The 23,713-nt window shown below is 37.4% G+C and carries 22 protein-coding genes; 19 read left to right on the plus strand and 3 right to left on the minus strand.

The window, feature by feature from the left end; translation table 11 throughout:
* Window positions 1–64: 64 nt before the first annotated feature.
* Window positions 65–1,345: an ABC transporter substrate-binding protein gene (locus IEV27_RS10965; RefSeq protein WP_188377499.1), complete on the minus strand. Its 1,281-nt coding sequence runs from the start codon at window positions 1,343–1,345 to the stop codon at window positions 65–67.
* A 208-nt stretch (window positions 1,346–1,553) separates the two neighbouring features.
* Between IEV27_RS10965 and IEV27_RS10970 the strand changes: the two genes are divergently transcribed.
* Together IEV27_RS10970 and IEV27_RS10975 are read left to right on the plus strand one after the other, a co-directional pair.
* On the plus strand, window positions 1,554–2,462 hold the full coding sequence (locus IEV27_RS10970) for an ArsR/SmtB family transcription factor (RefSeq protein WP_188377500.1): 909 nt from the start codon (window positions 1,554–1,556) through the stop codon (window positions 2,460–2,462).
* A 44-nt stretch (window positions 2,463–2,506) separates the two neighbouring features.
* Complete coding sequence (locus IEV27_RS10975; RefSeq protein WP_188377501.1) at window positions 2,507–2,914, plus strand: hypothetical protein; 408 nt, start codon at window positions 2,507–2,509, stop codon at window positions 2,912–2,914.
* Window positions 2,915–3,196: 282 nt separating this feature from the next.
* Here the strand turns inward: IEV27_RS10975 and IEV27_RS10980 are convergent, their stop codons facing one another.
* Both IEV27_RS10980 and IEV27_RS10985 read right to left on the minus strand, forming a co-directional pair.
* Window positions 3,197–4,921, minus strand: coding sequence for an ABC transporter ATP-binding protein (locus IEV27_RS10980; RefSeq protein ID WP_188377502.1), 1,725 nt, complete (start codon window positions 4,919–4,921; stop codon window positions 3,197–3,199).
* Window positions 4,914–5,636 (minus strand): CBS domain-containing protein, encoded by a 723-nt coding sequence (locus IEV27_RS10985; RefSeq protein ID WP_188377503.1) that lies wholly within the window; start codon window positions 5,634–5,636, stop codon window positions 4,914–4,916. Before IEV27_RS10985 ends, IEV27_RS10980 begins: the two co-directional genes overlap by 8 nt.
* Window positions 5,637–5,811: 175 nt before the next feature.
* On the opposite strand from IEV27_RS10985, the gene IEV27_RS10990 reads away from it, so the two are divergent.
* From IEV27_RS10990 to sat, 17 genes are all read left to right on the plus strand, one after another.
* Complete coding sequence (locus IEV27_RS10990; protein WP_188377504.1) at window positions 5,812–6,141, plus strand: helix-turn-helix domain-containing protein; 330 nt, start codon at window positions 5,812–5,814, stop codon at window positions 6,139–6,141.
* Between the two features lie 139 nt (window positions 6,142–6,280).
* Window positions 6,281–7,048 carry a tyrosine-protein phosphatase gene (locus IEV27_RS10995; RefSeq protein ID WP_188377505.1) on the plus strand — a complete coding sequence of 256 codons (768 nt, stop codon included), beginning with the start codon at window positions 6,281–6,283 and terminating at the stop codon, window positions 7,046–7,048.
* Window positions 7,049–7,319: 271 nt separating this feature from the next.
* Window positions 7,320–7,655, plus strand: a complete 336-nt coding sequence (locus IEV27_RS11000) for a helix-turn-helix domain-containing protein (RefSeq protein ID WP_308808311.1) — start codon at window positions 7,320–7,322, stop codon at window positions 7,653–7,655.
* 107 nt (window positions 7,656–7,762) lie between these two features.
* The gene (locus IEV27_RS11005) at window positions 7,763–8,527 is read left to right on the plus strand and encodes a tyrosine-protein phosphatase (protein ID WP_188377506.1); all 765 of its coding nucleotides are present in this window, start codon (window positions 7,763–7,765) and stop codon (window positions 8,525–8,527) included.
* A gap of 498 nt (window positions 8,528–9,025) precedes the next feature.
* Window positions 9,026–9,793, plus strand: coding sequence for a tyrosine-protein phosphatase (locus IEV27_RS11010; protein WP_188377507.1), 768 nt, complete (start codon window positions 9,026–9,028; stop codon window positions 9,791–9,793).
* A 275-nt stretch (window positions 9,794–10,068) separates the two neighbouring features.
* The gene (locus IEV27_RS11015; protein WP_188377595.1) at window positions 10,069–10,836 is read left to right on the plus strand and encodes a tyrosine-protein phosphatase; all 768 of its coding nucleotides are present in this window, start codon (window positions 10,069–10,071) and stop codon (window positions 10,834–10,836) included.
* 30 nt (window positions 10,837–10,866) lie between these two features.
* Entirely contained in the window at window positions 10,867–12,717 is a 1,851-nt protein-coding gene (locus tag IEV27_RS11020; protein WP_188377508.1) for a polysaccharide biosynthesis protein, read from the plus strand.
* 11 nt (window positions 12,718–12,728) lie between these two features.
* Window positions 12,729–13,607 (plus strand): UTP--glucose-1-phosphate uridylyltransferase GalU, encoded by an 879-nt coding sequence (gene galU, locus IEV27_RS11025; RefSeq protein WP_188377509.1) that lies wholly within the window; start codon window positions 12,729–12,731, stop codon window positions 13,605–13,607.
* A gap of 20 nt (window positions 13,608–13,627) precedes the next feature.
* Window positions 13,628–14,956, plus strand: a complete 1,329-nt coding sequence (locus IEV27_RS11030; protein WP_188377510.1) for a UDP-glucose dehydrogenase family protein — start codon at window positions 13,628–13,630, stop codon at window positions 14,954–14,956.
* Window positions 14,957–15,080: 124 nt separating this feature from the next.
* Window positions 15,081–16,550 (plus strand): lipopolysaccharide biosynthesis protein, encoded by a 1,470-nt coding sequence (locus IEV27_RS11035; protein ID WP_188377511.1) that lies wholly within the window; start codon window positions 15,081–15,083, stop codon window positions 16,548–16,550.
* Window positions 16,550–17,410, plus strand: coding sequence for a sulfotransferase domain-containing protein (locus tag IEV27_RS11040; RefSeq protein ID WP_188377512.1), 861 nt, complete (start codon window positions 16,550–16,552; stop codon window positions 17,408–17,410). The genes IEV27_RS11035 and IEV27_RS11040 overlap by 1 nt, the downstream gene beginning before the upstream one ends.
* Before the next feature lie 13 nt (window positions 17,411–17,423).
* Entirely contained in the window at window positions 17,424–18,650 is a 1,227-nt protein-coding gene (locus tag IEV27_RS11045) for an O-antigen ligase family protein (protein WP_188377513.1), read from the plus strand.
* A gap of 77 nt (window positions 18,651–18,727) precedes the next feature.
* Window positions 18,728–19,948, plus strand: coding sequence for a glycosyltransferase family 4 protein (locus IEV27_RS11050; RefSeq protein ID WP_188377514.1), 1,221 nt, complete (start codon window positions 18,728–18,730; stop codon window positions 19,946–19,948).
* Window positions 19,949–20,022: 74 nt separating this feature from the next.
* On the plus strand, window positions 20,023–20,640 hold the full coding sequence (locus IEV27_RS11055; protein WP_188377515.1) for a sugar transferase: 618 nt from the start codon (window positions 20,023–20,025) through the stop codon (window positions 20,638–20,640).
* Window positions 20,641–20,644: 4 nt separating this feature from the next.
* Window positions 20,645–21,451 carry a sulfotransferase gene (locus IEV27_RS11060; protein ID WP_188377516.1) on the plus strand — a complete coding sequence of 269 codons (807 nt, stop codon included), beginning with the start codon at window positions 20,645–20,647 and terminating at the stop codon, window positions 21,449–21,451.
* A gap of 101 nt (window positions 21,452–21,552) precedes the next feature.
* Window positions 21,553–22,512 (plus strand): GNAT family N-acetyltransferase, encoded by a 960-nt coding sequence (locus IEV27_RS11065; RefSeq protein ID WP_188377517.1) that lies wholly within the window; start codon window positions 21,553–21,555, stop codon window positions 22,510–22,512.
* Window positions 22,513–22,524: 12 nt separating this feature from the next.
* The gene (sat, locus tag IEV27_RS11070) at window positions 22,525–23,703 is read left to right on the plus strand and encodes a sulfate adenylyltransferase (RefSeq protein ID WP_188377518.1); all 1,179 of its coding nucleotides are present in this window, start codon (window positions 22,525–22,527) and stop codon (window positions 23,701–23,703) included.
* Window positions 23,704–23,713: the final 10 nt, after the last annotated feature.

Here is a 23,713-nt window from a genome sequence, read left to right on the forward strand (position 1 = left end):
CCTCCTTAAAAAGAAAGGGGGCCCTTATCAAAGACCACCCTTCTTTTATTGCTTCCGTTCTCCTTTATTCAGAAAGGATATTATTTACTTCTTGTTCCATCATCTCTAACGTTTCTTCTTCATTTGTTTGTCCACTTGTGAAAGTAGAGAGCTGATCAGCAAGCGCATCATTGATTGCTGTGATATTTTCATTGCTCGGAGTAAAACTTACGTAATCTGTGAGTTCTGCGTAATCTTTGCGGTATTCCAATTCTTGAAATTCTTCAGACTCTACAACCGATGATTTACTTGGAACATGGCCAGCTTCTCCCCAGGTCGCAGCATTTTCAGCGATCCAATCTGAAAATTGAATAGCGGCTTCGCGTTTTTCATCAGCCTGATCTTGTTTTGTCGGCAATACAAAGGAGTGAGAATCTCCCCAAGTCGCTTCTTCTTCATACATATTAGGAATAGGCAGTGCTACAAAGTCCAAATCATCATTTTGCTCAAGGACTCCAGTCATCCATACACCATTAATGTGAACGCCGGCATTTCCAGATTGAAAAATCTCTCCACCATCTTGAATATTTTTCGGCCACAACTCTTCCTCAGTAAGACTTCCCATATAGCTTAGAGCTTCAAGTCCTTCTTCATTATTAAAAGCGGCCTCCGTACCTTCTTCGTTTAATAGTTCTCCACCCATTTGACTATACAGCGTCCACCAAATGCGCAATGGAGAATATCCACTGGAAGTTGCTGAAAGAGGGAACACATCATCTTCAGTATTTTCTTGAATTTGTGTTAGAAAATCTTTAAATCCTTCTGCTCCTTCTCCTACCTCAGGCATCCCATCATCATTTAAGACGCCAGCCTCATCTAAAATGGTTTTATTAGCAAACATAATCAAGGCGTGTGTGTCCAAAGGAACACCGTAATGTTCATCGTCGATCATCGTAGCGTTTACAATGTTCTCGTTATACGTATCCCAGTCAATTCCCGCTTCTTCTGCAGGTCCTTCTATGCTTTCAATTAAATTAGCGGATTGCAGTTCGGCTATTCTTGAAGCGTGAGCAATAGCAATATCAGGGGCTTGATTAGATGTAACAGAAGTACGGAACTTTGTATAATACTCATCATCCGTTACGGTTAAGTAGTCGACTTCCACATCTTCATGCTCCTCGTTAAAGTCCGAAATCATCGACTTCATAAAATCTGCATCTCCTCCGCTAAACGGAGCCCAAAAGCTTAATTCAGTGACCCCCGATTCGCTGCTTCCTTCAGATGATTCGTCGTTCCCATTCGAACAACCAGAAATGAAAAGCAGTGTAGAAGCCAACATAAAAATGAATACGGTTACATTTTTCATCTAAAAAATCCTCCCCTTGTTTTAGTATAGGGTTATTATTACATAAAAAATGATAATAAATCAATGGAAATTTGTCAGATATTTTAGTTTTATTAAATAAAACATTGGTTTAAAGCGATTTATTAAAAATAAAATCTTTTTTTACTTGAAAAAAAGTAGTAATTATAAGATGATTACTTAAAATAGAGTAATAATAGGAGAGTGAAAAATGAGAACACTTGAATTATCCCTAAAAGAAGCTATAGAAGTTTGTAAAGCTTTAGGAAATGACCATCGTATGGACATTCTTAAACTGTTGAGTGAAGGTCCGAAAAACGTCAATGATTTGTCGGCGTCATTAGAAATTCCTTTTTCCTCAACAGCTACCAATGTAAATAAGTTAGAAGATGCAAACTTAATTTCTACAGAAAAGGTTCCCGGCAGAGGATCTCAAAAAGTGAGTTCAAAAAAATTTGATAGAATCATCATTAATTTAAGGAATAAAGAAGAGCCTATTCCCAATTTATTCAGATACGAATTACCGGTAGGGGAATTCGTCAATTGCAAGGTGGAGCCAACGTGCGGTCTATTAAGTGAGAATGGAATCATTCATGTGGAAGATGAACCCCGCTCTTTTTATGAACCAGAAAGAAAAAATGCACAACTCATATGGTTCAGATCGGGATATATCGACTATCATTTCCCGAACCGAATCCCGGATGAAGTGACTGTGGAAGAACTCAATTTCTCAGCGGAGTTATGTTCGGAAGCCACTTATTATAAAAATGACTGGCCATCAGATATCTCATGTGTCATAAACGACATAGATATAGGGTATTGGACAAGCCCTGGAGACTTCGGAGGGGTACGTGGGAATTTAACGCCTTACTGGTGGGGGACAAACAATACGCAATATGGCGTGTTAAAAAACTGGAAAGTTAATCAAGAGGGTACCTTTGTAGATGGAGAAAAAGTTTCAAATGTGACGATCGAAGAACTAAACCTACAAAACAACCCTTACATTTCAATACGGTTAGAAGCGAAGAAAGAAGCAGTAAACTCAGGTGGATTAAATGTATTTGGTTCAAAATTCGGGAATTATGACCAAGACTTAGTGTTAGAGATTTCATACAAATAAAACAGTGGAGATTGTTTATTAGAGTTTAACTTAGGCTGATTTCTTTGAAGAAAAAACTGATAATGTTTATAAGCGTGGCTGGATTAGTCATTATGGTACTGGCCATGATTTTTCAATCTCATGAAAGTGCAGGTAATCCCACAGCAAAAGAGATAGTAAGCGAGAACCCCGACGCCGACATCCTTAAGCTCGATGGATTGATCTATACCAATGTTTCTGACAGAGAGTGGATTAAAGACAATGACTACACCAAAAACAAGGCTATTGGAGAAGTGAAAAAACAAACAACGAACACGTGGTGGTATCGAAACTTGTATGCGTCAAAGCTTCCAAAAGGCACAAAGATCTATTCAGTCAATGACAGAGAGTACTCAAAAGGGGATGCTCCTGCCTTTATTATGGTAGAGAAAAATGATGAAGAGGCCATCTACCAGTCTTTAGTTGAAGGATAATTCCATGAAAGGAGAACAGAAAAAAGTAACTATCTGAAGCAGAGCAAGACGGAAAGTCTGTCTGCTCGTGAGAAGAGAGGACTATTTTTCGGTAGGGGCAGGCCAATGGTTTCATTTAAACTACATTATCGCGAAGGGTTTTAGGAAATGGCGACACTCCTACGGGAGAGACGAATAAGGTGTGACCCCGGAAGGCGTTAGCCTGAGGAGGCACACCATTCGCCCGTGGAAAGGGAGTCGTTTCCTAAAACCCTTTTCTCTATCGAGAATATAAGCTTTTTTCTACAGCATCTGCTGATCCACAAGTTCCCGGTACCGCGCATTCCCTTCATACAACTCCGCATGCCGGCCCCGTCCCGTAATCATGCCATCCTCAAGCATCAACAGCTGATCCGCATCCACTACGGTCGACAAACGATGCGCAATCACTAACGTCGTCCGGCCTTCCATCAGCGTCCGCAGGGCTTCCTGCACCGCAGCTTCTGACTCCGAATCCAGATTCGACGTTGCTTCATCAAGCAAGAGCACGTCAGGATCACGAAGCAGTGCCCGGGCAATCGCAATACGCTGCCGCTGGCCGCCGGAGAGCTTCACGCCGCGTTCACCGACGCGCGTATGAATGCCTTCTTCTAAATCCGCCACAAAATCAATCGCATTCGCCTGCTGCAGGGCCGCGCCAATTTGAAAATCAGACACCTCGCCCTTTAATCCGTAGCAAATGTTATCGCGAATCGTTCCTGACATGACGGGGCTGTCCTGCGACACGTAGCCGATCGACCGCCGCCACTCCTCAAGTTCGATCGACTCAAGCGGCACATCTCCGACCACAATCTCCCCCTCCGCAGGGGAATAAAACCTTTCAATTAAAGAAAATACCGTCGTTTTCCCAGCACCGCTCGGTCCGACAAGCGCGACCGTTTCTCCCGGCAGCACGGCAAAACTCACACCTTTTAGGATCACACGCTCTGACCCCGCGTAGCCAAACGACACATCGTGAAACGCAAGTTTATCGACTTCAATCATTCTATCACCTGCTTCCTTCTCCACATCGATCTTATGTAAAAATTGAATCCGTTCCGTCGCCCCCATTGCTTTTTGAAACGCGGTAAAGAACGTCGCCATCTGGCTGAACGGCACGATAATTTGAAACACGTAAATGATCACAGCGACGAGCGACCCGGCGCTAAGCGCACCAGATGCGACACGTACGCCGCCATACCCGATCAAAACAACCAGTACGACCATAATAATCGTCGTAACGAACGGGGAGATGATCGCTTGAATGCGTGCTTCTTTTAATCCATATGTAAACAGCTGCCCAATGCCGTGCGCACCCTTACGACTCTCGGCTGCTTCTGCATTCGAAGCCTTCACCAGCCTTATCTCGCTTAACACCCGGCCCAAATTCGCACTGAAGTCCGCCATCTCATCCTGCAGCCTTCGTGACACCCGGTACATGATCCGGCCTAAGGGCATTAAAACGAACAATGCGACAGGAACCGACAACAGCATAATCACCGTCATCCGCCAATCAATCGTCAGCAGGATCACAACTGCCCCGATGATCGTAATCACACCAGTGACAAACGAAACCAGGTGATTCGTAATCAAATTCTTCACCATCGTCGTATCCTGCGTAATCCGGCTCATCGTCTCACCTGACTCATGTTCGTCAAAATAACGGACAGGCAGACGAAGGATGTGATTCCACAGCTGCCGGCGGATATGCGCGACGATATGTTCGCCAATATAAGCCAGGATGTAGTAGGAAAAGCCGCCGGACACTGTCTGGACCAAAAAGGTTACGGCCAGAAATACGATCAAGCCCTTACTTAATCCACCGCCCGCCAGCTGATCCACGAGATCTCTTGCAAACAATGGAACAATTAAACTAGCAGCCGTTTCAAGTAAACTTAATACGAGCGCTACAGCGACGAGCCATTTCGCCGGCAAACCCGCCTTTATATAGGAGAAAAAGTCTTTCACCGAACGCTTCTGATCACTCATCCTCCGTTCCCTCAGCGTCGACTTTAATTAAATCCCACGTCGTCACGATGCCAAGCGGCGAGCTGTCAACCCCGCCGTCTTTTGTCACAATCACGGCTTTTAGTTTTCTTGCAGCCATATGACTTTCTTCAAATATATCCTCCACTTGAAACACCGTCGCTTTCTCAGGCAGAAACTCCACATTCTTCGCGCAGTCCTGAGCCAGCACGTCACGCACCTTCACCCCTTCAACAGGTACACAACCCTCCACGGCATGATTGCTCATCCAGCGAACAATCGCCGTATCTGTCAGCAGTCCAAGGAAGCGGCCGCCCATGCCGTCATAGATCGGAAACTGCGAGACGCCATGCTCACGAAACGCATTCATGACCTCTAGTAGCTCGGAGTCCGTATAAAAAAACATCACCGGCCGAGTCGCGATATCAAGCGCTTTTGGAGGTTGGTCAAGCGTTTGTTTAATCAACTCAAGCTCCTCCACAACCTCAAGATGAGGGGAAGCAATATAGTAGTCATCCCTCACGCGCTCATGCACAATCGCATTGCGCAGCTTCGCATACTGCCGAAGCGAATCAAAGTGCTCCTTAATCACGCTGCGCTCCTTCGAACGCTGCAGCAGCTCCACGAAGTTATCGTTTTTCGGAAAACGATTCATTTCCTTTAATATTTGATGAATCTGATTAAATGCCAGCTCAAACCGGGCCACTAATTCACTCATCTGAACACCACCTTTTTGTACTACTCTTATTATAACTAAAGTGTGCGCTTTCAACACCTCTGCCAACTCAATCAAAAAATAGGAAACATCTACTAGCAAAAATTTTGTGCTTTAAATAGAACACCGCGACAAATTATGCTACAATTGTTTCATACACATGAAAGAAGGTGATAGGATGATCGGTGATCGCATCCAACAAATCCGTAAAAACCGCCATTTATCATTATCAGAGCTCGCCGAACGTGCAGGGGTCGCCAAGTCCTATTTGAGTTCAATAGAACGCAATCTTCAATCCAACCCCTCGATTCAGTTTCTTGAGAAGATTTCCAGAGAACTGGATGTCTCCATGAATTATCTCCTCCACGGAGATGCAGCTGAGAAAGAAGTCCACTTAGACGACGATTGGCTGGAGCTTGTGCAAGAAGCACAGAGTTCTGGACTTTCGAAAGAACAGTTTCGCGAATACCTTGAATTTAATAAGTGGCGAACGAACCGCAACAATTAAGAAGCACTTGATCCCTCGATCAAGTGCTTTTTTCTACAAAATTATAAAAAGCGAATAGCGTGAATCCGACAAATTTTTCACCCCTCAGGTGCTACGATAAATAAAAAAAGAACATAGGGTAGCAGGAAGGGGACAAGTCATGATTGATATTCATAGTCATATTCTCCCGGAAGTCGATGATGGCGCACAGACGATCGAGGAAAGTATAGAGATTGCAGAGGCAGCACTTGCCGAAGGGATCGATTCGATAGTGGCGACTCCTCATCATTTAAACGGGGAGCATACCAACCATAAAGAAGACATTATCAAAAGAGTGAAGAAGCTGAATCAGGCGTTCAAGCGAAGAGACATTCACGTCAAAGTGATCCCGGGCCAGCAGACGCGCATTTATGGAGAAATGGGAGAAGATCTCCTCAACAACGAGATGTTAACCATTAATGATAACAAGAAGTACGTGCTCCTCGATTTGCCTAAAGATCACGTGCCTCACTATACGACAAACCTCATCTTTAGTATGCAGTTAGAAGGGTATCGGCCGATCATCGCTCATCCCGAGCGTCATCCCGAAATCCAGCAGAATCCGCAGCTGCTTTACACACTTGTGAAAAACGGTGCCTACACGCAAGTGACCGCCGCCAGCCTATGCGGGAAGTACGGACGGGCTGTGAAGAAGCTTTCCATGCAGCTGATTGAAGCCAATTTAGTTCATGTGATTGCCTCAGATGTGCATGAAGTTACGAAAAAAGGACTGTATATGAAACAGGCCTTTACGACGATAGAAAAGCATTTTGGTCAAGCCGTGACCTATGCCTTAATGGACAACGCGCATTACATCATCGAAGGTGAAGAACTTTATAGTGAACCACCCGAACATCCAAAGCGTAAGAAGGTATTTTCCATTCTTTAATAAGATCCCGCCATAAAAAGACACATTTCGACAAAAGAAATGGGTCTTTTGTTTTATGGGAAACTCTTCATATTATAATGAACAACTTACTTTCCATTTGTTTCGAACACCGAAAGATTCCTCTATAATGCACTCTCGAGAAAATGAATTCTTTATAAAAAACATTTATTCTATATATTGGATTATCGTACCTTATGTGGTATATTAATAATTAAAAAGTCTCATGTATTTTCCATTAACGAAATTTTTGATGGCGGATCAGGTAAAGTAGGTGAATGTAGTGATTGGGGATCGGATTCAGGCGCTTAGGAAGAGAAAAGGATTGTCCATTATCCAGTTAGCGGAACGAACGGGGTTTGCGAAATCGTACATTAGTTCCATCGAACGGGGAGTTCAATCCAATCCGTCCATTCAATTCGTAGAGAAGGTAGCTTTGGAGTTAGACGTCTCCGTCAACTATCTCATTCTCGGGGAGAAGAATGAAGAACCTCTCGACGAAGGTTGGATTGAGCTCGTCGTAGAAGCCATGAACTCAGGAGTATCGAAGGAGCAGTTCCGCGATTATCTCGAATTCAACAGATGGCGGAAGAAGCAAGATAAGAAATAATTTTTGTAGGACAGCTCGTTAGAAAGAGAAAACGTAAAGAGAAAGTCAGGACAAAAAAGAGAACCTGACAAAAATAGGGATAGGAAATAAAGGGAAGGGGAAATCAAATGATTGATATTCACAGTCATATCTTACCGGGCGTTGATGATGGAGCACAGACGATCGAAGAAAGTATTCAAATGGCCAAAGCGGCCGTTGAAGAAGGGATCACGACCATTGTCGCTACTCCGCATCACGACGGACAATACAGCAACTATAAGCACGATATTATTATTCAAGTAAGCGAACTGAACCGCATACTCCGTGAAAAGAACATCCCACTAGAAGTATTACCTGGGCAAGAACCTCGTATATCCGATGAACTGATCGAAGGTTTGAGAAAAGAAAAAATCTTAACCATTAACGAAGACAGTACGTTTGTTTTCATTGAATTTCCACACGACGATGTGCCTCACTATGCAAGTAGACTGATTTTTGACCTTCAGGTTGAAGGCTACCAGCCGATCATCGTCCACCCTGAGCGCAATTTAAAAATTCAAGAGAACCCGAATGTTCTCTATTCCTTAATTAAAAATGGTGCATTTTCTCAAGTCACCGCTGGAAGTGTGACAGGGGACTTTGGAAGAACCGCTAAAAAGACAGCGATCCAATTGATTGAAGCGAACCTCACTCACTTAATCGCATCAGATGCGCACAATACAAAAAAACGCGGCTATTATATGAAGAAAGCCTACAATGAATTGGAAAAAGAGTACGGGCAATCCATGGTGTATTACTTCATAGAGAATGCCGAATACGTCATTGATGGACAAGCTTTAGCAAGTGATCCGCCAGAACGAGTGAAAAAGAAAAAAGTGCTAGGGTTGTTTTAGAGACGTGATTCAATAACTAAGCCTTCTTGGCTTAGTTATTTTTTCGTTTGAAGTGAACGGAACATCGCACATTGACAAAAGAAGAAGGTGAAAAGATCGGGGATCATATTCCTACCGTTCGCAAACAATGGGGATTCTCTATGGCATAATTAGGGAAACGAGCGTGCTTTGCGAAGTGTTACGTAAGTTCTATCGAAAAAAAACAGTATCATCCCTCGATTCACTGATTAGAAGATAAAGTATTGGTTGTATCGGTGAACTACCTAATCACAGGTCAAAAATTCTAGCGAAGAACCCTTAAATGAAGAAGCATAGATCAGTCTCTCTTAAAATAGTACAAATTATATAGTCAGTAATTGAGAGGTATGACTTATTTATTTAAAACCTGGTTTAAGATGTAATGTAAAGTGGTACGGTCAGTTAACCCCTAGAATATAAATAGACAAATTTCTAGCTATCGGAACAGGCATAGATTCTATAGAGGGAAGGGATAATCTTATGATCGATATTCACAGTCACATACTACCAGGTGTCGATGACGGAGCGCAGACAATAGAAGAGAGTATCGAAATGGCGAGAGTTGCAGTGGAAGAAGGAATCGATACCATAGTAGCTACTCCGCATCATCAGAATGGCGATTTTAAAAATTACAAGAACGATATTCTTATTCAAGTAAGTGAACTGAATCGGGTTCTGGAAGAGGAAGAGATCCCGCTTACTGTATTGCCAGGTCAAGAAACGAGAATTCATGGAGGAATGGTAGAGGATTTACAGAAAGAAGAAATCCTACCAATTAATGAATATAGCAAATACGTATTTGTAGAGTTTCCACATGATCAGGTACCATCTTATGCAAGCAACCTGTTATTCAATTTGCAAGTTGAGGGTTATCAGCCAATCATCGTGCACCCTGAACGTAACCTACAATTACAAGATAATCCAAACCTTCTTTATTCACTCGTCAAAAATGGAGCATTCTCACAAGTAACGGCTGGAAGCATAACGGGGAAATTTGGAAGAACAGCCAAAAAAATAGCCTATCAACTTATAGATGCGAACTTAACCCATGTGATTGCTTCTGATGCCCAAAATGCGAAAGGACGAGCATTTAAATTGAAGGAAGCCTATAATGAAATTAGAAAGCATTACGGGCAATCGATGATGGACTATTTCTCTGATAACGCGCAATACGTTATTGATAACGAACCATTAGCAAGCGATCCACCACTCCACGTGAAGAAAAAGAAAGTACTCGGGATTTTCTAATTAAATAGGTGAGCCGATAACTAAGCCTAAAATTTATAGGCTTAGTTATTTTTATCTTGGAAAAATTCAGATAATGAAAGCGGATACGTCAAAAATCCATAAAAAATTAAGAATTGGTAAATCCTTGTTATGACACCGGTATTCGTTAATTATTTACAAAGTTAGTGTAAATCTATCAAGAACTACCTTCAAACCACAGGAAAAACCTGCTATACTAGTATTATTATTTCCATTAAAGTGAACGAACTGTGAACGTCAGAGAGGAGAAAGATGTAGTGATCGATATCCACAGCCATATTCTACCTGGAGTAGACGATGGCGCTCAAACGGTAGAGGACAGCTTAGAAATGGCGAAAGCAGCCGTAGAAGATGGCATACATACAATCATTGCAACCCCACACCATCAAAACGGCAAGTACACGAACGTTAAAGAAAACATTTTAAATAAAGTAGCAGATCTTAATAAGAATCTAGAAATCTCTGAGATTCCCCTCACAGTATTACCTGGACAAGAAACGAGAATTCACGGAGATATGATCGAAGGACTGCAAGCAAACGAGATTCTTCCTTTAACGAATCTAGGAAACTATGTCTTTGTTGAGTTTCCATCCGATGCTGTACCGAGATACGCTAAGCAACTGCTATTTGATATTCAACTTGAAGGTTATCAACCAATAATCGTACACCCAGAACGCAACCGACAAATCATCCAGCATCCCAGTCTCCTGTTCGACATGGTCAGTAAAGGGGCCTATACCCAGATTACGGCCGCGAGCTTAACCGGAAGATTTGGGAAAAACATCAAAAAATTCACCCACCAATTAATCGAAGCTAACTTAACCCACCTGATTGCATCTGATGCGCACAACACCACAAGCCGAGGGTTTTGTATGACAGATGCATACGACGTACTAAAAGAGAACTATGGACCGTCCATGGTTTATTTGTTTGCGGAAAATGCGGAGTATGTAGTAAAAGGTGACGCACTTGCAGCGGATTCACCGCAGCCTATTAAGAAGAAAAAATTCTTAGGAATATTTTAAATCTATTCATTGAAAGGAGAGTGATTTTCTTTGACTACAGCTTTTAGAAAAAGATTGCTTCTCTTAATTCTTATTGATTCTGCTATTGTTTCGTTTTCTATTTACTTCTCGCACTTTTTCTTAGGACCTTCCAACACGGTATTTGATCTAATGATGTTTGTGTCTGCACTTACTTTACTAGCTACTCATCATTTGTTTTCTAGCATGTTTGGGATGTATCGAAGAAAATGGCGGTATGCCAGTATGGAGGAACTAATAGGAATTCTTATTGTTGTGTCCTTATCCATTGTATCGGCAGCCGTTGTACAATTATTAGCTTTTGAACTTATTTATCGAAGAGCTCTAATCATTACTTGGATGCTACATATTTTACTCATCGGCGGTGTTCGATTTGCGTGGCGTTACTATAAGACATATGGAATTACACTTAATCCTAAAGGGAAAAAAGCCAAGCTGGTTCGTAATAATCCAAATGCCAAACAGACGTTAATTATAGGAGCTGGCTCAGCGGGACAGATGCTGGCCAGGCAGATGAAAAACTCGAATGAAGTGAATTCAAATTTGGTTGGTTTTATTGATGATGACTTTACGATGCAGCACTTAACGATAGCCGGTCTTCCTGTATTAGGGGGAACGAGCGACTTAGAAGCCGTCGCTAAAAAGTATCACGTGAATCATGTCGTTATTGCCATGCCTTCAACTGAACTATCACGAATGAAGCAAATTATTAAAGAGGCTAAAGGCGTCGTTCAAAATGTGCAAACGCTGCCTATGATCGAAGATATTGCATTAGGTAATGTATCGGTCAGTAGTATTCGCGATGTGTCAATTGAAGATTTATTAGGCCGAGAACCTGTGGAATTAGATATTCAATCCATTTCTAGTGAGATCAATGGGAAAACCGTACTCGTAACAGGAGCGGGCGGCTCTATTGGTTCTGAAATCTGCCGGCAGTTGATCAAGTTCGGACCTAAACGATTGATTTTGTTAGGTCACGGTGAGAACAGCATTTATACCATTCACATGGAGTTAAAGCAACTCGATACAGAAACCGAACTTATGACCGTCATAGCCGATATCCAGGACCGTGATCGAATCTTTGAAATCATTCATGACTATCAACCTTCTTATATTTATCATGCTGCAGCTCATAAGCATGTGCCGTTAATGGAAGCCAATCCAAAAGAAGCGGTGAAAAATAACGTGTTTGGTACCAAGAATGTGGCAGAAGCAGCTGATTCAGCTGGAGTTCCTAACTTTGTACTGATCTCTTCTGATAAAGCCGTGAATCCGACGAACGTAATGGGAGCAACAAAAAGAGTAGCTGAGATGGTGATACAATCGTTAAGTAAAGTGAGCAAAACGAGATTCGTAGCCGTACGATTTGGCAATGTGCTAGGTAGTCGGGGAAGTGTTATCCCACTATTTAAAAAACAAATTGCGAACGGCGGACCAGTTACGGTTACTCATCCAGATATGACGAGATACTTTATGACGATTCCTGAAGCCTCTCGTCTAGTAATTCAAGCAGGCGCGTTAGCGCGTGGCGGTGAGATCTTTGTACTTGATATGGGTGAGCCAGTTAAAATTGTGGACTTGGCTAAAAACCTTATTTCACTTTCAGGGTTTTCGGAAAAAGAAATTCCAATTGAATTTAACGGAATACGTCCGGGTGAAAAAATGTATGAAGAATTACTTGGTGATAATGAAGTGCATCCTGAACAAATTTATCCAAAAATCTACATTGGAAAAAACAATGATGTTCGAGTAGAAGATTTATATAATTTTATTGATGTAGAGTTTGTGAATATTGAACCTGAGCGTATTAAGGATACCGTATTTAAATTAATTAAGAATAAACCAGTATCTTTGACGAAATAGGAGGAGTTTAAATGGGAAAAGTTAAGAAAGCGATTATTCCTGCAGCGGGTTTAGGTACCAGGTTCTTACCAGCTACAAAGGCGATGCCAAAAGAAATGTTACCTATTGTAGACAAACCAACCATTCAATACATCGTCGAAGAAGCTATTCAATCAGGCATTGAAGATATCATTATTGTAACAGGTAAAGGAAAACGGGCGATTGAAGATCACTTCGATAATAACTTCGAATTACAAGATAACTTAATGAAAAAAGAAAAGTTCGATTTACTAGAAAAGGTTAATGAAACGTCGAAGGTAGATATTCATTACATACGTCAAAAAGAACCCAAAGGCTTAGGACATGCCGTATGGAGTGCTCGTAAATTTATTGGTAATGAACCATTTGCGGTACTATTGGGTGATGACATTGTAGAATCTGATATACCTTGTCTAAAACAGCTCATCGATCAATATGAAGGAACAAACTCTTCAATTATTGGTGTGCAGCAGGTAGAGGATCATCAAACGCATCGTTATGGCATTATTGATCCATCCGATAAAAGTGAACGTCTCTATCAGGTGAATCGGTTTGTAGAGAAACCTAAGCAGGGGACAGCTCCTTCAAACTTAGCGATTATGGGACGATATGTGTTAAACCCTGAAATTTTTAATTTCCTAGAGCGGCATAAAACCGGTGCTGGTGGAGAAATTCAATTAACAGACGCGATTCAAGAACTGAACGAATTACAAAGTGTGTTTGCTTATGACTTTGCTGGAAGTCGCTACGATGTTGGAGAAAAATTCGGGTTTATAAAAACGACTATTGAATTCGCTTTGAAAAATGAAGAGATTGGTTCAGATGTAGAAGAATTATTAGAATCGCTGGTTGGTAATAAAGTAAGTCAATAACATCGGATGGAGGAATGAAGATGAGAACAATAGCAGTAGTTGGTACTGGGTATGTCGGATTGGTTACAGGCGTAAGTTTATCAGAAATCGGTCATACCGTAACGTGTATTGATATTGATGAAGAAAAAGTATTAAAAATGCAACAGGGCTTCTCCCCTATTTACGAACCAGGACTATCTGATATGATGACTAAAAATATAAATGAAAACAGGTTGTTTTTCACTACTCAACATGAAGAAGGGTTTGAAAATGCTGAAGTCATTTACATAGCTGTGGGTACTCCAGAAAAAGAAGATGGTTCAGCTAATCTAGCATTTGTGGAGCAAGTAGCAAAAGACATTGCGACAAACGTTTCTAGAGATACTATCGTAGTAACGAAGAGTACGGTGCCTGTAGGTACAAACGATCGAATTCAATCCATTATAGATCATCACTTGGTTGCCAATGTTAAGGTAGAAGTTGTTTCTAATCCTGAATTCTTAAAAGAAGGTTCAGCCATCTATGATTCCTTTAATGGTGATCGAATCGTCGTAGGAACTGCCAGCGAAGAAGCTGCTAATGTAATTGAAGAAATTAATCAACCATTTGGCGTACCAGTTTTCAGAACAGATGTCAAAAGTGCCGAAATGATTAAATATGCTTCTAATGCCTTTCTTGCTACAAAAATTAGCTTTATTAATGAAATTTCAAACATTTGTGAGCGTCTAAATGCGAACGTAGAAGACGTAGCTAACGGCATGGGGATGGACAAGCGAATTGGCGATAAGTTCCTAAATGCAGGTATTGGATATGGTGGATCTTGTTTTCCTAAAGATACAAAAGCATTGGTTCAAATTGCTGGGAATGTAGAATATGACTTTAATTTACTTAAAGGAGTTATAAGAGTCAATCAATATCAGCAAAGATTATTGCTAAATAAACTTTACAAGAGGGTTCCAAATATTAAAGGAAAAAGAATTGCAGTGTTAGGTTTATCCTTTAAACCTAACACTGACGATATGAGAGAAGCGGCTTCAATTCCAATTATAAAAAGTTTAGTAGATAAGAATGTAGAAGTTGTAACTTATGATCCAATTGCTATAGAGAAAGCAAAAAAGATTTTCAACTCTACGGTCCAATATGCTTCTAGTATCGAAGATGCACTTAAAGGCAGTAGCGCTGCAATTATACTTACTGAATGGAATGAAATAAAATATCTTCCTCCCAGTACTTTTAAAATAATGGAATACCCTCTATTGTTTGATGGAAGAAACTGTTTTTCTTTGAAAACTATGGAAGATGAATATATTGAATATCACTCTATTGGAAGACCTACAGTAAGTTTGAGTAAAGAAAAAATTCACAATTAAAGCTTACCAGTAGTGATTATAATCGCTTAATAAAATAATAATAGACCGATAGAATGTCTTAAATTAATATATTGTAGTACTACAAACAGCATAAAGAAAATGCAAAGGTAAAAGGTCGGGTAATATGAGTTTTTTTAAAAATGCTGCTTGGATGACCGGCGGCACAATACTAGTTCAAGTAATTGCACAAATTACGAATATTGCTTTAGCAAGAATTCTATCCCCAGAATATTTCGGAGTAATAGGAATCACATCAACGATAATACTTTTTATATATATTGTTCAAGAGGCAGGGTTAAACGCAGTTATAATACAAAAAAAAGAAATCTCGAATAAATTAATCTCAACGACCTTTTACTTGAACATAACTCTTTCAGTTATTTTGAGTATTATTATATTAGGGTTGGCGCCTATAATAGCCCAATTTTATGATATGGAAGGTATTAGAACTATTCTAAATTTTTCTGTTTTGGGTATATTTTTAGGGGCGTTAGGAGTTACTTATAAAGGTCTACTTATGCGAGAAAGGAAATTTCGACAATATACAATAACAGAGTTATTATCTGAAGCAATTGCAGTTACTTTAACATTTATACTGCTATATTATAATATGATTTTCTACGCTATAAGTGCTAGGTTAGTTATTAAGCCTGCTGTTCATTCAGTAATATTATTGAAATATTTCGGAATAAACAACTTTCTGAGCTATCCTGATTATAGATTAATTAAAGAAATAATTCCCTTTGGCTCAAAAGTATTAGGGATTAGGGTAGTGGAATTCACTCGTAATCATATAGATTATTTAATTATTGGAAAATTACTAGGTAGCTATAGTTTGGGTCTGTACACAATTGCATTCCAGTGGGGGATGCTAACAAAGTTTTACATTGGAGGGTCGATATCAAAAGTTGTCTTTCCAGAAGTAGCTAGGAATCAAGATAACTTGTATAAGGTATCCCAATTTTTTTTAAACATTTTAAGTAAATTTCTATTTTTGATCCTACCAATATGTTTTGGATTTGTTTTTACATCAAATGAATTTATACTAGGTGTTTATGGGGAGAAATGGATTCCAACAGTGCATGTACTAGAAGTACTTGTAGCAACTGGTGGTGTAGCTTCCTTCGGTCATGTCATCAGTAGAATTTACCAAGGACTTGGGAGTCCAGAAATAGATCTCAGTAATAAACTATATTCAACGATTTTGTTAGTACCTATTATTGTTTTCACTTCTCAATGGGGAATCATCGCAGTTTCTGTAGGGATATTAATTAATACAATCTTATTTGAAACTCGCCTATTTGTTAAAATAGTTAAAACCTTAGAGATAGACTTTAAGCAGGTAATAATTTCATTTTATAAACCTTTATTAGCAACAACCATAACGTATATATTTTATTTTACTTTTAAAGAATATCTATTAAGTGTTTACTGGAGTTTCCAATCCGATCTTCTCTACTTATGTATATTATTAATATTACAACTATTTTTATATTTAATAATTTCTTATTTAATTAATAAGGATACTGTTTTGTGGATGTTTTCAAAATTTAAAAAAATAAAACAAATTAATAACAAAGCGAGGTATAGTTGATGTCAGGTCCTAATTTTATAGGTGTAGGTGGTATGAAGTGTGCAACCACATGGATTTCTGAATGTTTGAGGTACCATCCCGAGATATTCATAAGCCAAATTAAAGAAATCCATTATTTTTCAAGGCACTACAAGAATGGTTATAATTGGTACATTGAAAAAAACTTCAAGGGTTCTGAGAATTATAAGGCTGTAGGAGAGTTTTCCACCTCCTATCTAGATGATGAGTTTGCACCAGAAAGAATTTATAACTCACTAGGTGAAGTTAAAATTGTAATATCATTAAGAAACCCTATTGAAAGGTTTATCTCTCATTATAAACATATTTACAGAAATGAGGATAAAGGGGAGAATCTAAATATTAGTAATATTAATATAGAAAATTACCAAAGAGCTATTAAATTATACCCAGAGTTGTTGGAGAAAGGTGAGTATTACAATCAATTAATGAATTATATTGAAATTTTTGGAGAAAGCAATATACATATTATTCTTAAAGACGATATAGATAGAGAACCACAAACTGTCTTGGAAGATTTATATAATTTTTTGGAGGTTAAAAGTAATTATGTAGCAGCAACCACTAACAAAGAAGTTAGTATTGGTATAGTACCTAAATACTATAAATTAGAAAAAATCAGAGTAACTCTATACAAATTTATGAAGCGCAACGCACCATGGGTTATCCTACTAATCAGAAAGATTAGATTAGGTGAAATGTACAGAAAACTTAATAAAAAAAATGAAAATATAAAAGTCGATAAAAGAGTAAAAAAAGAATTGTTAAATCATTATAGGGACTCAACCATGAAAACTTCAAAATTACTAAATAAAAACTTAGACCATTGGTTAAAAATTTAAAGGATAAATGGATATGATGAAGCGATTTTTAGACCCCTGTATTTACTTACCTTTTGTATTATTCTCAGGGAAGAGCTCTTTTGAAAGAATAGGAATAGAAATTCACCAAGAATATAGTATCACCTTATGTATTTTATCTTTTTGTGTTTTACTAACGATTATTAACAAATCAAAAAAAATGAATAGTATAAACATTACTTACTCAGAGAAATATTATATCACTTTCTTTTTAATGCTCTTGATTGGAGTAATAAACTCTCCAGTGCCGTATGAAGGTGTACAAAAAGTACTTGAATTTTCAATAATTGTAGTAACCTGCTTATTAGCAACAATTAATCTGAGTAATAAGTATAATTTTGAAAATCTAGTATTAGGTTTTTTTATTATATCCTTTATTTTATTAATTATTGCTCTTCCAAAAATATTATCACTCAACATCATTAATAGTGGTGTAAATGAAGCAAGGATCTCTGTCTTGGGCGGAGGACCTAACGTTTTTGGGAGGTTTATGTTTACAGGTCTGTTATCTGGACTGGTGATATTTTACTCAATAAAGAAAAATTTAAAACTTTATCTTAAAGTGATCTTCCTTGCTGTTCTCGCTTTATTCTGTATCGCGATAATTTTCTCAGGTTCACGAGGAGTTTACTTAGCTATGTTTGTGGCTTTTTTACTAGGTTTATTGCTCTTGTTTCTTAGTCGAAGGATAGTTATCAATATCAAATTACTATTTTTAATATTAATTACTCCTCCCCTATTGTTCTATATTTTTTCTAGTCAAATTACTTTCTTTTATGAAAGTAGGATCAAACACTTATTTAATGACGTAGAAGGCGGAAATTCTATAGGTGCGAGAAGAGATATGTATAGTGAAGCCATTAATATATTTTATGAAAATCCTTTTTTGGGCGAGGGTACAAACTCATTCCCTTTTTATAGTAAATGGGATATATATCCCCATAATCTAATTTTAGAGATAGCTGCAGAATTTGGGATATTAGGGTTAATTATATTATCTGTTTTTATAATATCTAATTTATTTAATTTTAATAAATTATTTATTCTCCAACAAAAAAACAAATCTTTACAAAGCTTTTCACTTGTCAGTTTTGGATTACTAGCTTTTACTTTTTCCTTAATTACAAGTCAATTTTCGGGAGACTTATTTGATAGTAGGTTTATATTTTTCTTTTCCGTTTTTTCTATGAATTTATACAAGGTTTTACCAATTGAAGAATAATAAGGGATTTTCTGAGTAGTTTTATTTAAATTCAATATTGGAAATGACGTACCTAAATTAATTATGGAGGCCAAGAAATGCGTATATTATATATACATCAGTATTTTAAAACTAGAGGAGATGCTGGTGGCACAAGATCCTACGAGTTTGGAAGACATCTAGTTAACAAAGGTCATGAGGTAACTGTACTTACCACTGATATAAATTACGATTATCCTGTAGAAAAATTTAGTAAAAATGCGAAAGTTTATAATATAGATGGTATGAAAGTAATTGCGGTCAAAGGAAAATATTCTAATTATATGAGTTATCCGAAGAGAATATTATCTTTTTTGTCTTTTATGATAAATTCTACTTTCATAAGTTTAAAAGAATCAAAAAAATATGATGTTATTTTTGCTACGTCTACTCCTTTAACAGTAGCTGTACCTGCTTTAATAACTAAGAAAATTAATAAAACCCCATATATATTTGAAGTTAGGGATTTATGGCCGGAAGTCCCTATTAAAGTAGGCGCTATAAAAAATAAGATTATTATTAAGTTATTAAAGATTTTAGAAACCACAACTTACAAAAATGCTGAACACATTGTAGCATTATCTCCTGGAATGCAAGATGGAGTTATAAATACTGGTATTAGTAAAAATAAAACCACTTTAGTACCTAACTGCTCGGATATTGACTTGTTTGGTAAGAAAAATGCTAAAGCAGTTCCTATGTTGTCAACATTAAAGAAAAAGTATAATTTAATAGTTACTCATGGAGGTTCAATGGGCGTTGCCAACGGCCTAGACTATATTATTAAAACTGCAAAATATCTGAAAGAAAAAGGAGTTGAAGATATCTGTTTTGTCTTGACTGGAGATGGAAAAACTAAACCAAAACTTGAGAGCATGGTAAACAAACATAGATTAGATAATGTGATTTTTTTGGGGAAAATATCCAAGGAAAATATGCCTAATGTGCTGGAAGGAAGCGATATAACTTTAACTATATTTAAGAATTTACCTATTTTAGCTACTAATTCACCTAATAAGTTTTTTGATTCCTTAGCCGCAGCTAGGCCTACTATTGTAAATTCTAATGGATGGACTAAAGATATAGTTGAAGATAATCAAATTGGATTTTACGTAAATCCAGAGAAACCAAGTGAATTAGGGGAATTATTAATTGACCTAAAGAAAGAAAAAGAGATGCTAAAAGAAATGGGAAGAAGGGCAAGACAACTTGCTGAAAAACAATATGATCGAAAAAAATTAGCTGAAAAAGTTGAAAAAATACTTTTGAATTATAAATAGAATTTAATTTATATAAGTGTTTCACCCTTTTACTAGTATCTAGTTTAGTGAAAGAGTTTAAAGGAGCGTGTATTGTGAAGGCTAAAAGAGTATTTGATATTTTAATGTCATTAGGCTGTCTATTTTTAATGAGTCCGTTTTTTCTCCTTATAGCAATAGCAATCCTAGTTGATGATGGAAGACCAGTCTTATTTAAACAACAAAGACTTGGATATGATGGGAAGCAGTTTTCTATATTTAAATTTAGAACAATGACTTCGGGGGATCATTCTGAAAGTTATAATGATAAGCAGATAAAAATTAATCAAAAAGTAACTAGGCCAGGAGTATTATTAAGAAAAACAAGCTTAGATGAAACACCACAACTTTTAAATATTCTTAAAGGGGACATGAGTATAATTGGGCCTCGCCCAGTGTTACCAAACCATTTACATAAGTATGATAATTACCAAAAACAAAGATTAGGTATGAAACCAGGGGTAACTGGTTGGGCCCAGGTGAATGGAAGACACTCAATTCCTTGGTCTAAGCGTATCGAATATGATGTTTGGTATGTCAAAAACTATTCCTTTTTGTTAGATTTTAAAATCCTTCTTAAAACTATAAAAGTAGTTTTATTTAGGGAAGGGGTTTCAAATAATCAAACTATGGGTGAGCAAGAAGATTTTGATGACAAAAGGAAGGAGAAGTAGGTAAATGAAAAATATTATTTCAATTCACGGAGCTCCTAGGTCCGGAACATCTTGGTTAGGACAGTTATTCGATAGTTCGCCAGAAACAGTGTATAAATTTCAGCCTCTGTTTTCTTATAAATTTAAGAATAGAGTATTACCTCATAGTACTAAAGGAGAAATTGATCAATTTTTTAAAGAATTATATGTTACAAAAGATGTTTTTTTGGATCAAGCTGATAAGAAGAAAACAGGTTTTTATCCCTCATTTAAGAGTAAAGACTATAATCCACATTCTTTAGTAATGAAAATGGTACGGTACCACTACATGATCCCTTCATTTCTAAAACATTTTGAAAATACTAAAGTAGTTGGTATTGTAAGGAATCCTGCAGCAGTAATGAATTCGTGGCGAAAAGCACCACGTGAATTTTTACCAGAATGGGACTTTGAAGAGCAATGGTATTTTGGGGAGAGTAAGAACTTATTTCGTCCTGAGGAATGGTATGGGTTCAATAAGTGGAAGGAACTCACAAATTTGTTTCTTTATATGGAATCAAAATATCCAAAGAAGTTTAAAGTGGTTAGATACGAGAATTTAGTTAGAGATACTAATAACGTTATTGATGATCTATTTGAGTTTGCATCATTGACGAAAAATAGTCAGACTAATGATTTTATTGGAAAGTCAAAATCGCTACACCATGAAGACGTATATAGTGTTTTTAAGGGTAAGAAAGATATTCAAGAATGGGAGAGAGAATTACCAGATAATATAATAAATCGAATTTATACAGAGGTGAAAGATACTCGTTTACATAGATTTTTGTAATTTGGAGGTGAGTACTTATTCTAAAAGTTTATGAAATTGGAAGTAACGATGGTCCTTGCTATATTACGAAGGGTTTAGACATTTATTATAACGTGGATTATATGAAAATTTATAATAGTACTAAAGATAAGGATATAATCTGTGTTGCCGAGTTTTACAAGGGTGGAAGCTTACAAATTATTTATCCTTTTTTCAAAAGGGAAATTCCTGACTCTAACGGAATGTTTGATATTAGTACTGTGTACGGTTATTCGGGCCCCTTAATTAAAAGTTTAAGTAGCCATATTGAAAAGACTGATGCTGATAGTCTAATTAAAGAATTCGATAAATCTTTTTCTGAGTATTGTCTCCAGAATAATATAGTATCTGAATTTGTAAGGTTCCATCCACTTGAAAAAAACGTTAATTATTTTTCTAATAGTTATGATATAAACTACGTTCGTGATACTGTTAAGATGAACTTGTCTGATGAAGAGACAATATGGGGAAATGTACACTCTAAAAAACGTAACATGATTAGAAAAGCAAAAAAAAATGGAGTGAAAATTGAATTTATTGATAATCCATCTATTGAAGATATAGAAGATTTTTATAATATTTACATTGATACAATGAAAAAACAGAATGCACCAGAATCTTATTATTTTAATATTAGTTTTTTCTATAATACTTTTAAATACTTAGAAGAAAATGTGATATTAGTTAATGCTTACTTAGATGAAAGTATAGTATCATCTTCTATAGTTATGCTTTCATATCCATCTGGACATTATCATTTTTCAGGAACGTTATCTAAAGGTTTAAAAGTAGCTGCCAATGACTTGTTATTGTATGAAACTAGCTTATTTCTTTTACAAAATGGGTTTAAATTTTTTCATTTAGGCGGAGGTTATGAAAGTAACTCAGATCCACTATTTAAATTTAAAATTAGATTCGCTAAAGATGGAACAATTCCATTTTACATTGGTAAGAAGATACACATACCAGATGTTTATAAAGAACTAACTTATAAAAAAGGAAATGATTTAACTACAAATTTTTTTCCTGCATATAGAAAGTAATATTTTGTAGAAATGGAGTGTCAGACAATGACTAATCATACATTAAATAAAGAAACTTTTTTTAATTTGGTGAATTTAGAATTAAAAGGAATTGATAGGGAGTCAAAGATAGACGAATCTTATGAATTAAAAAAGTTGACTATTAATAAATGGGCTATCTCTGATTTAGAACTTATAGGTATAGGAGGATTTAGCCCTCTTAAAGGTTTTATGGGCCAAGAAGATTATGAAAGAGTAGTAAAAGAACTACGCTTAAAAGATGGTACTGTATGGAGTATTCCTATTACTCTACCAGTGAATGAAGATCAAGCCGAAGAAATTAGTATTGGTGAAGAAGTAGCATTAGTTGGCGAAGACGGAGTAACTTACGGAACAATTAAAGTTGAAGAAAAGTATACATACGATAAAGAAGTAGAAGCTCAAAATGTATACGGCACTATAGAAGAAGCACATCCTGGTGTGAAGAAAGTATATGAAAAGGGCAATGTTTACTTAGGTGGACCAATCACTCTATTAAACCGTCCAGATCATGGTGGATTTGAAGATTACTACCTTGATCCTGCGGAAACTCGTCAAATGTTTGCTGATCTTGGCTGGAAAACCATTGTTGGTTTCCAAACACGTAACCCTGTTCACCGAGCTCACGAACATATTCAAAAAACAGCATTGGAAGCTGTAGATGGCTTACTTCTTAACCCGCTAGTCGGTGAAACGAAATCTGATGATATTCCAGCGGATGTACGTATGGAAAGCTATGAAACGATTTTAAAAAACTACTATGTTGAAGACCGTGTGCGTTTAGTTATTTACCCCGCAGCAATGCGGTATGCTGGTCCACGTGAAGCAATCCTTCATGCGATTGTACGCAGAAATTATGGCTGTACTCACTTTATTGTAGGCCGTGACCATGCTGGTGTAGGTGACTACTATGGTACGTACGATGCGCAGGATCTAATCTCGGAATACGAAGATGAGTTAGGTATCAGTATCTTTAAGTTTGAGCATGCGTTCTACTGTGAAGTTTGTGAGAACATGGCTTCTGCTAAGACATGTCCACATGATAAAAAACATCATGTCCACTTAAGCGGAACTAAAGTGCGTGAACTTCTTCGTAATGGGGAGCGTCCACCAAAAGAATTCTCTCGTCCTGAGGTAGCCGATGTACTTATTAAAGGGATGAAACAAAACTAAGGATGATCTA

This window comes from Halobacillus andaensis (assembly GCF_014636475.1).
Taxonomy (GTDB): Bacteria; Bacillota; Bacilli; order Bacillales; family Halobacillaceae; genus Halobacillus_A; species Halobacillus_A andaensis.